The sequence below is a fragment of the Microcoleus sp. MOSTC5 genome (genome assembly GCF_036701825.1).
GTDB lineage: Bacteria > Cyanobacteriota > Cyanobacteriia > Cyanobacteriales > Microcoleaceae > Microcoleus > Microcoleus asticus.
Window position 1 is genome coordinate 1 of record NZ_JAUBRK010000121.1, and the last position, 8623, is coordinate 8623.

13 protein-coding genes are annotated in these 8623 nt (G+C 47.3%); 2 read left to right on the forward strand and 11 right to left on the reverse strand.

The genetic code is table 11. From position 1 onward, the window contains the following. Positions 1-256 precede the first annotated feature (256 nt). The 11 genes from QUA54_RS33095 to QUA54_RS33145 form a co-directional block, all read right to left on the reverse strand. Positions 257-463: a hypothetical protein gene (locus QUA54_RS33095; protein WP_333419125.1), complete on the reverse strand. Its 207-nt coding sequence runs from the start codon at positions 461-463 to the stop codon at positions 257-259. Between the two features lie 5 nt (positions 464-468). Beyond that, positions 469-720 carry a hypothetical protein gene (locus QUA54_RS33100; RefSeq protein ID WP_333419127.1) on the reverse strand — a complete coding sequence of 84 codons (252 nt, stop codon included), beginning with the start codon at positions 718-720 and terminating at the stop codon, positions 469-471. A gap of 99 nt (positions 721-819) precedes the next feature. Then, positions 820-1068, reverse strand: coding sequence for a hypothetical protein (locus tag QUA54_RS33105; protein WP_333419129.1), 249 nt, complete (start codon positions 1066-1068; stop codon positions 820-822). 30 nt (positions 1069-1098) lie between these two features. After that, positions 1099-1422 carry a hypothetical protein gene (locus QUA54_RS33110; protein ID WP_333419130.1) on the reverse strand — a complete coding sequence of 108 codons (324 nt, stop codon included), beginning with the start codon at positions 1420-1422 and terminating at the stop codon, positions 1099-1101. 6 nt (positions 1423-1428) lie between these two features. Next, a complete protein-coding gene (locus QUA54_RS33115) occupies positions 1429-1758 on the reverse strand; it encodes a hypothetical protein (protein WP_333419132.1) in 330 nt (109 codons plus the stop codon). A gap of 52 nt (positions 1759-1810) precedes the next feature. Continuing rightward, complete coding sequence (locus QUA54_RS33120) at positions 1811-1978, reverse strand: hypothetical protein (RefSeq protein ID WP_333419134.1); 168 nt, start codon at positions 1976-1978, stop codon at positions 1811-1813. Further along, positions 1975-2109 (reverse strand): hypothetical protein, encoded by a 135-nt coding sequence (locus QUA54_RS33125; RefSeq protein WP_333419135.1) that lies wholly within the window; start codon positions 2107-2109, stop codon positions 1975-1977. Before QUA54_RS33125 ends, QUA54_RS33120 begins: the two co-directional genes overlap by 4 nt. 181 nt (positions 2110-2290) lie before the next feature. Beyond that, a complete protein-coding gene (locus QUA54_RS33130) occupies positions 2291-2887 on the reverse strand; it encodes a hypothetical protein (protein ID WP_333419137.1) in 597 nt (198 codons plus the stop codon). Next, positions 2865-3203 carry a hypothetical protein gene (locus tag QUA54_RS33135; protein ID WP_333419139.1) on the reverse strand — a complete coding sequence of 113 codons (339 nt, stop codon included), beginning with the start codon at positions 3201-3203 and terminating at the stop codon, positions 2865-2867. The genes QUA54_RS33130 and QUA54_RS33135 overlap by 23 nt, the downstream gene beginning before the upstream one ends. Before the next feature lie 108 nt (positions 3204-3311). Then, positions 3312-3497, reverse strand: coding sequence for a hypothetical protein (locus QUA54_RS33140; protein ID WP_333419141.1), 186 nt, complete (start codon positions 3495-3497; stop codon positions 3312-3314). Further along, positions 3494-4081 carry a hypothetical protein gene (locus QUA54_RS33145; RefSeq protein WP_333419143.1) on the reverse strand — a complete coding sequence of 196 codons (588 nt, stop codon included), beginning with the start codon at positions 4079-4081 and terminating at the stop codon, positions 3494-3496. The genes QUA54_RS33140 and QUA54_RS33145 overlap by 4 nt, the downstream gene beginning before the upstream one ends. Positions 4082-4527: 446 nt before the next feature. Here QUA54_RS33145 and QUA54_RS33150 point away from each other — a divergent pair, with 446 nt between their 5' ends. Both QUA54_RS33150 and QUA54_RS33155 read left to right on the forward strand, forming a co-directional pair. Further along, a complete protein-coding gene (locus QUA54_RS33150; protein WP_333050809.1) occupies positions 4528-4749 on the forward strand; it encodes a hypothetical protein in 222 nt (73 codons plus the stop codon). A 327-nt stretch (positions 4750-5076) separates the two neighbouring features. Next, the gene (locus QUA54_RS33155; RefSeq protein ID WP_333419145.1) at positions 5077-8163 is read left to right on the forward strand and encodes a DUF3854 domain-containing protein; all 3087 of its coding nucleotides are present in this window, start codon (positions 5077-5079) and stop codon (positions 8161-8163) included. Positions 8164-8623: the final 460 nt, after the last annotated feature.

Consider the following 8623-nt stretch of genomic DNA (forward strand, 5'->3'; position numbering starts at 1 on the left):
TCAATTTGAGTACAACTTTCAACCTTCACTCCAGGCAAGTCTAATATATAGTCCAAATAAAAGTCCATGAGAACAAACAAATGTATTGTTTGTTACATTATACACCATAAAGTCAGGAGAGCCGGTGCGCTATCAAATGCTTTGACTTTCCCGACTAGGGCTGGGGCGATGGCTCCACCACCAGTGTATTTAACAATTGCACTCATGGTTTGTCTCCTTTAATTAATTCTGAGCTATGTAGTTGATTTAGCCTTGATTACTTCCCCCCAAGCGACGGTGCAAATTGATAGTTGTTGTTTGTGCTGTTGTCGATATTCTGGTTGCCTTGAACTACTGTTGGCGGTAAATCTTTTACGGCTTGTCGATAACCGTCGTGCCAGGACGATTTGACTAAATAAACCAGCATCACTGGAATGACTGCAAACAGGATTGACGCACAAATTGACAAGAGTTTATCTGACATAATTGTTACCTCGAATCTTCGTTGCTGTGGTTAGAATCAGGAAGCGTCAAATGGTGGATGAACCTTTGCGTCAAATCGTCGCTAATTGTGGGCGGTTTGAGTTGAATCAACCAGTCGCCGCCTATTGCTGGCTGTTCGAGCGTTAAATCGCCGCTGATTGCTGGCTGTTTGAGTGTCAAATCATCGCTAATTGCTGGCTGTTTGAGGGTTAAATCATTGAAATCGAAAGATTGGCTACCATCTGGTTTTTTGTTCATACTTTTTGGTTGTTAGCTGTTGCAGAGTACATCTCAAGTGTTGCATTACCAATTCGCAACAAACATCAAAACTCGGTAGATTAATGTCTCGTTAATCTTCTATTTGCTGATGTAATTCGGACTAAATGAAATGTAAACCTGTCCTTGACCGCTGCATTTAATATGAGCCGGAATGTAACCCAATATCTGACAGATTCCATCCCAAAACATCTCTTTACAAATCAGGTAGTTGTCGGGAATTTGCCCTTTGCGGTACACAGCCCACGCCATGTCTACAGATTTGACAATTGCCTCTGGTACTGGGTCTAGTTCCACTAACTGCTTTACTCTGTCTAATTCGCTGCTCATTTCTTGTGACCTCATTAACTACGATTCTTCCTAGAAGTTGATATTGATAGCATCGCGTCGTTTCCACCACGCCGTTAATCGACTTATCCAGCCTTTTCTATTAGCTCGAACCTCTTCTTCACTTTCAGGCTCATCAACATCATCATCTTCATGCTCATCCTCATCTTCTGCAACTGGTGGACTGTGCCAATTGCAGTTGGGTCTGTCTATCCAGTAGGGGTAAACTCCAACAGGTTTTCCATTTACCCTATCGACAAGGTTAATTCCTGCCACATTGCATTCAGCGTAGAATTCGTCTTCTTCTGCAAGCGTTGCAGGAACTAGCAATCTTTGATAGTCCTTATCTGTGTCCATATTTTCCTATCCTGTTGATTCATATCCATCACATTCATAATCTTGTTGGTCAGTCTCGAATCGGTAGCAAACTCCGGGATAAGGGCATTCTCTCGGCCCTACACAATCAGGGGGGAAATATTTCTCTTTGGGCTGGCAAAGATTTTTACTTTCGTCTACCGCTTCTAAGTAAACATCGCTCTCAATAATGTTGTACAGCGCACCATATCGATTCCTGTACAAATCGAGGTCTTTGACCTGACAGAATGCCAGACATTTGTTGTCGGGAGCGTACACAAAAACGTGCTGCTCTCCGTGCCATAACAAAACCTCTTTTTTGCTGATGTGAACTAACATCGCTGTACTCCTTAGCTCTATATGTGCGCCTTGCTAAATCTGGCAACAAAATCTAGTTATCTGTCTTGCTAAAGATGACATTTTTGCCGTATTCTACGCAGTAAGGCTTCAGTAACTGGTACTTTTCATCTCTGTCAGTAAACAGGATGTGTACCAGTTTTTGTTCTTGCCATCCTGAATTGCAGTGTTTAACTGTTGCCAAGACTTCTCGGATTTTCACGCGCATCCTCCCACCAATACGGCTACTTCGCTCACTTGGGTAATTGCAGCCAGCTTAGATTTAACGGCCCGCCACAATCTCAATCCAGGACACACTAAATACATTTCTATGAAACCGTAACTTTCCAGCATCAGACAAACCTCATCAGTGCGATTGTTTCTTCAGCGTAATTGCGATTGGGGGGCAATATAATGCCAGGTTTTTTAGGTTCTCTCCCCCGTTGCAGGATCAGGAAAAAGATTACATTCAGGAGCTCCTTTTCCCTTTGAGCCTGCTTCAAAGCTAGGGCTTCCCCTAGCTCTCGGTAAGCGTTTACCAGAGTCCTGGTGAAATCCTCCGCTGCGGTATTGGCTTGGTTGGTAAAACAGGCTTTGGGGCTGGCAAATTGGCATTCCGCAAATCCAATGGGGCTGCTTTTACGGCATCGGTAAGAACGCTGAAATTACCTCGTATATTGGAGGCCATCTCGGTCAAACCGCGGGTCAGATTTGCGCTCAGAGAAATCTTAAAGGCATCTAGGATTTGGTCGCTAACGGCTCCAGCAACATCCGCCATCCCCAAGGAGGCTTCGCGAGTCATTCCTTCAATTGCTTGTATCGCTCCGCTTTTTTCTTCCTCAGCATCCCGATTTTCCCCGCTGGCGATCGCTTCTGAGTCGATGTCATTGCAGCATTCACCGCGCCCGTTTCGAGTGTTCGCTATTTGTTCGAGCGCTGAACGCGGTGCAATTCGCTGATTCAGTACCAACTCGAAATAAAGGTCGATTTCTGCGCTGTCATCAGGGCTCAAAAGAGAGTTTTGCCAATCGGGCTGTCCTAAAGCTTTCCGAGCGTTGGTTACGTCAGAAACTTTGTTGAGTCCCCATTTGGCTTTGATGTCGCGGCGGTCAATTGTCAATTCGGTATTCATGAGTAGGTAATCCTTCTTGTGCTAATCGTTCTCGAACAGTGGCAATGCAGCGGTTGGCTTCAAGAATCCAAGTTTCTAGGGTTAGCAAGCAGTTCAAATGAAATTGAGAAAATGTCCGGCGGTAAGGTTGTCTCTGAAACTCGGGGCATTCTGCTTCTAAAAGGGCGAGTCTGGTTTTGAAAGTAGCTTCAGGCATCGGTTTTCCCCCTTTACCTAGAATTACCTTTACCTCTGCTCTGAAGTAATTTCGATGATTCCATTGGCCGCACCGACTGTTAAAAACAGCTACGTCTACAGGCTTTTTAGGTGTTGGCATTTTCTGGCATTTGATTGGCTACTTGTTAGCTACATAACCCGAAACTCTGATTCTTTCGTTAGCTGTTTTCGGAGTCGCCCGAAGTAGCTAACGAAGAATCAAAAAAAATTATTTCCTTTCTGGCGTGCTAAATGATTTGGCATCCCAGATACCCCAGACTTCGCGGGCAGAAGCTACGGCATCTTGGAGTGCTTCTACTTGCGATCGCCCGAAAACTATAATCTGGCGGGGTGGATTGTACTTGCGGGTGACGGTAACGCTCCACTTGAATTGATGGCTTTTGAGTGCTTTCATCGATCGTCCCGGACGTCGCCTGGAGATGGTGCAGCTTCCGATGAAGCTAAGAGGGAACCGGAGAACAAGCGAATTAGGCGCAGCGCTTCGGGTTCGGACAGCCAAACATCCAAGTGTTCCAAGGAATCTTCAAACAAATCCGATAGTTTGCATTGAGAGAGCGCTTGAAGCACCGTCGATGAATAGTGTTGGGCGTAAGTTATCGCTTCAATCAGGGCAAGCTTTTGGGTGCGGTTGCTCTTAGTCAGCAGCGATTGCCAGCAAGAATGGAGCTGGCGGCTGGAGAATTGGTCGGCTATTGCTTCTACTAGGGCGATCGCTTCGGAATCGGTTGGCAAGAAATCAAAATCTTGCGGCCATTTATCGCCAAAACATTCAACAGTACCGCACTCTTTAATGGAGCGGGTGAGCGTGTCCCTTTGGCGCAGCGAATAAACGGTCGCTTCCATCAAAACCCAAAGAGCGGGTTCTGCCATCGCGTCCACGGATGCCAACAACGAAGGGTACAAAGAAGCGCTCGTCACCTTTGGCGTTACAGCAGCAGCGGACACCTCAACCGTTATCGGTATCGGTATTTGTGTCATGATTGAAAAACCTCATTAATGTGAGTGCCGTACCCCGCCCCAGAAGATTTCCAGTCATAGGGGGCGGGGTTTGGTTTGGTTTTTTTGTCGGCCCACGAACGCCAATCTGCGAAAGTGTTGCGGGCATTGGATTTAAGGCGCTTTCAAGTTAGTTTTGGACAACAAAAGGGGTAGTTTTATGGATGACCCTTTTACGCCGACACTGACTTTGGCGTGCCTGAGTGTATAGTAACAACAGGTAAGGTACTTGTCAATATTTACTTTACCTATTTAAATGAGATTCCCGCAGACAAAGTGAAACAACAGGTAAGGTATTTGTCGAGTTTTGGTGTACCTAAATAAAAAGCGAGGTAGTAAAGGGTAGAGTTTAAGAAAGTGACAACCTCCTTAACACTTGTATGCCCTCTGATAAACCTCGAATAACCCTTTACCTGGAGAAGCAGGATATGGAGCACCTAGGGGCTTGGGCTGAGAAGGAGTTTTTAACAGTACCCCAACTGACACGAGTGGTAGTTAAGCGAGCTATAGCGGAATACCTAAAACAAAACCCTTCTAATCCCCCAACCCCCAAACCGGACAGCACCCATGATTCACCCAGTGAAACTGCCCCCCCGCCAGCCACCAAAGCCAAGCGGGGCAATAAAAAGAAAACTACTAATACACCATGAATGTCGCTGAAATTAACCCGCTTTCCCTGCCATCCCTGTCAGTCTAAGCAATACGTTCGCGTATAAAATTTTAAAAGGCTGTTATCAACAAGCGACAGCCCGCAGGGATTAGGCCAGACAAAAAAAAAGAGTCCGCAGTCTTTAGAAGAGACGGCAGACAAACAAAAAATAAAAGTTTAAATTCATCATAGTCTATTTCTGCCATTACCGCAAAATCTGCACCTTTGCACATCAACGGTAGCTGTGGCAGAGCCGTCTCTTCTACATATAGCGGGTTTTTGCAAACAAAACCAGCACGCAGCGCTATGAGTAGCGAGAGAGGCATCTATGAATATTGCAGATCAATTTTTATCAACTACCGCGAACCTTTGCCCCAAACACAAGAGCCACATTGAGAGCAGGGGACTGCTCAACGAGTGGAGCTACGCCAACTGCCGAACCGTATCTGCTGACGAGGCATCAGTTTACTTGGGTTATACCGCCAAGTCGGGTGGCATCTTCTTTATTGGTGCAGGCACACAATTTCAGTTCAGACCAGACAAGCCTTGGAAATCCTCTGGCAGTAAAAAAGCCCCCAAATATCGCACGCCCGTTGGTGAGTACGACGCATTCTTGCCTCAGCATCCCACCGACAAAAACTATTGGGAGCCAGAAAATCTCAAACAGCACTGCTACCGCATTAACGACCATCCCTATCTCCTGATTACCGAAGGGCCGTTCAAAGCAATATCGGGATGCAGCAACGACTTACCGACAATTGCCTTAATGGGCATCAGCATGGGGCTGACAGCGAAAGCTAGCGATTTGCAGAACAAACGCTATCTCGTTCCCACCCTAGAATCTTACGCCCGTGCCGGTTTTGGGTTCATCATTGCCTTTGATGCAGATGCAGCGACCAATCCAAGCATCATTTGGGAACAGCGGAAACTCGGCCACCAGTTGCTTAAGTTTGGTGTCCCCGTTCGCAGCGTTACTGCACAATGGGAACCTGGCACTGAAGGAGAAACCAAAGGTATGGATGATTTTATCCAGAGAAAAGGAATAGAAGAGTTCAGGCGGATGCTTATGAAGTCAGTCAGCTTTCAGGACTGGGAGAGCAATCTTGATGGGAGCGAGGATTCATCGCCTAAGAAGAAAATTCCTTTACCCCAAGAATTGGGAGCCGAACTTGCCGAGGAGTTGCGCGACCAACTCTGCTACTCTGACGAACACAAATCTTGGATGAAGTACGAACTTCGGCATAAAGGAGTTTGGGCGGCGGTGAACGACGATTATGTCCTCAGCGCCATAGATACCATGTGCCAGACGCGGGGGTTGCAACCCAACAACGCCTACTGCGCCAACGTTCTAGGGTCGCTCAAAAGGAAATTATTCGAGCTCGATTGGTTAGAGCGACCATCAAACGAACTATTGCCCTTTGAAGATGGGGTGCTTTCCATTGAAAGCAACACTTGGCAAGAACACGCCCCCGGATTCCGACTAACTTGGTCGCTACCGCGCAGCTACAAAGGAAGCGCTGTTAATAGTGGATGGGCAAAAATCAACGATTGGATGAATCAGGCCACCGATGGCAATCGGAACAAGAAAGACATTCTGATTGCCTTCATCGCCGCCAGCTTGCGCGGTATGGCGCATTTGCACAAATTCCTAATGCTGACTGGCCCCGGTGGAACTGGGAAAGGGCTTTACTCCCGACTGACCACAATGGTGGTTGGAGAGCGAAACACTTGGATTGGAAACTTGGAAGATTTAACCGCTTCAGATAAAGTCGCGGATTTACAGACAAAGCGGCTAGCGGTTTTTGACGACCAAGAAAAGTACACAGGCAATTTATCAAACTTCAGGTCACTGACGGGCGGGGGTAAAATCAGCGGCCGCCAATTGTACAAATCGGCTGTTGACTTCCGTTTTTCTGGTCTGGCACTAATTACTTCAAATCAGCCGTGTTTCCCTGCCAGCGGACTTTCCTGGTTGAAGCGGCGAATAATTCAAGAAGGATTCGAGTACACCCCCATTAAGCGAAACCCCCACCTCGAACGAGAATTAGAGCCGGAATTAAGCGCATTTACCCAATATTTGTTATCAATTCCAGTGACCGAAATTGAGCGCATTTTGGCTCAAGAAGAAAGCGGAATTAATGGCACTTTTTGGGCTGACCGGGTGCGGGCCGACCCGATGGCGTCATGGGTCAACGATTGCATTATTCACGATACCGAGGCCCAGACGGCAATCGGAGCCGATAAAGACGAATGGAAAGATGCGGATTATGTCGCGGCTAAATCAAGTTTGTTCGGCTCCTATAACAATTACTGTCGTCGAGCCGGGTACAGCGCCAAAGGTAAAAACAATTTCTCAGCAGATTTGGTGGAACTCTGCCGAGAAGTCCTCGAATGGAAAGATGTCGCAAAGCAGCGGTCGGCCGCTGGCATGGCAATCAAAGGGTTGAGGTTGCGGACAGATACCGACCAAGCCATTTCGACTGTAGAAGATTTGTTGAGTCAATCCAAAAATGTAGATATAGGTCTACATGGTGCAGACCGGAATGTATATCTACAATCCTTACCCCACAAGGCTTGTGTAGACTATGTAGACCTAAACTCAAAACTTGCAAAAAAGAATGAAATTACTTCTGCTGATTCAAGTCTCGAAACTGATAGCGGCACAACATCAACTTCTGCTGACTCAAGTCTCGAAACTGATAGCGGCACAACATCAACCTCTCGCGCCCAGGTGAATACTGAGGCTGAGGTTGTGGAAGTCTTACCCTCACCCAAAGTCTACACGGTAGACACGAGCCATACAGAGCAAGACATTCAGCCTACACAAAGCCTACATTCAGGTCAGCATTCAGGTCAGCATTCAGAATGGAACGAAGACGAACTCGACTTGCTGCAAATGATTCGATTGGCGCTGGCAGAGCCTGACCCCGAATCGGCACGGCAAGCGGCCGCCGACATTCTGCCAGCGCTCAAAGAAGTCTGTGGTAAAGGAGCTGCAAACCGAGAGAAGATTTGGGCGGCGCTGACAGAAGAAGAGCGGATCAAGTTCACCTCTTTAGCCAAAAATTCAGAGCAACCGACAATCTCTGAGCGGTCGCCGAAGCCGAGCGCACTGGGCGACAATCCCCCCGAACCGGAACCGGAGCAACTAGCGCCCGAACCCGTGCCAGCAGAGGAATTAGCGGAACCGGAGCTCGCACAAATCGCGCCAGAGGATGCCGAAAAGATACGAGATATTGCCCTGATTTGGTGGCCCGAATACTACCCCGAACAGCTCCAAAACCTGCTTACACAGATGTACGGATGGAATGCACCGGGGACTCGCTACGAGGCTGCCACAATCACCGCTTGGCTCGAAGGGGAGGATGCTTTAGTGAGGGAGCGGATAGGTGAGCTGATGCAGCAGCGGTGTTAGAGCCTTTTGGCTTAGTTCTGACAGAGTAGAAAAAGCCCCACTTACCTTTTGATGCGGTTTGTGGGGTTTGGTTAGCCTATCAGACGTAAATTCTGCACACTCAAACCCACTTTCCGCACCCTCGACTGTCACAATCGGTTTTGGCGGAATTTTGTGAACCCAATTAATCATTTTTTATACACACAAGTGGGAAATTGGACTTGCGCTCGCCAGTTCGATTTAGCCAAACTCCGAAAATTCGTAGTGTGACAGTTCAGGGTGCGGAATGTGGGCTATAGGATTGAAGTTGGGAGAATAGGGTGATAAGTTCATTCACCTGTGTGGCTGGCCCGCTCGGCAAGGCACATCGACGGCGCTCGCTATGTCTGCCGAGTGTTCGATAGTAGACCTCTTGCAAAATAATTTTATGATATAATGAAAAGTTTTGCTGAGAGTTGATTGAATCCCAACTCCTAACTTA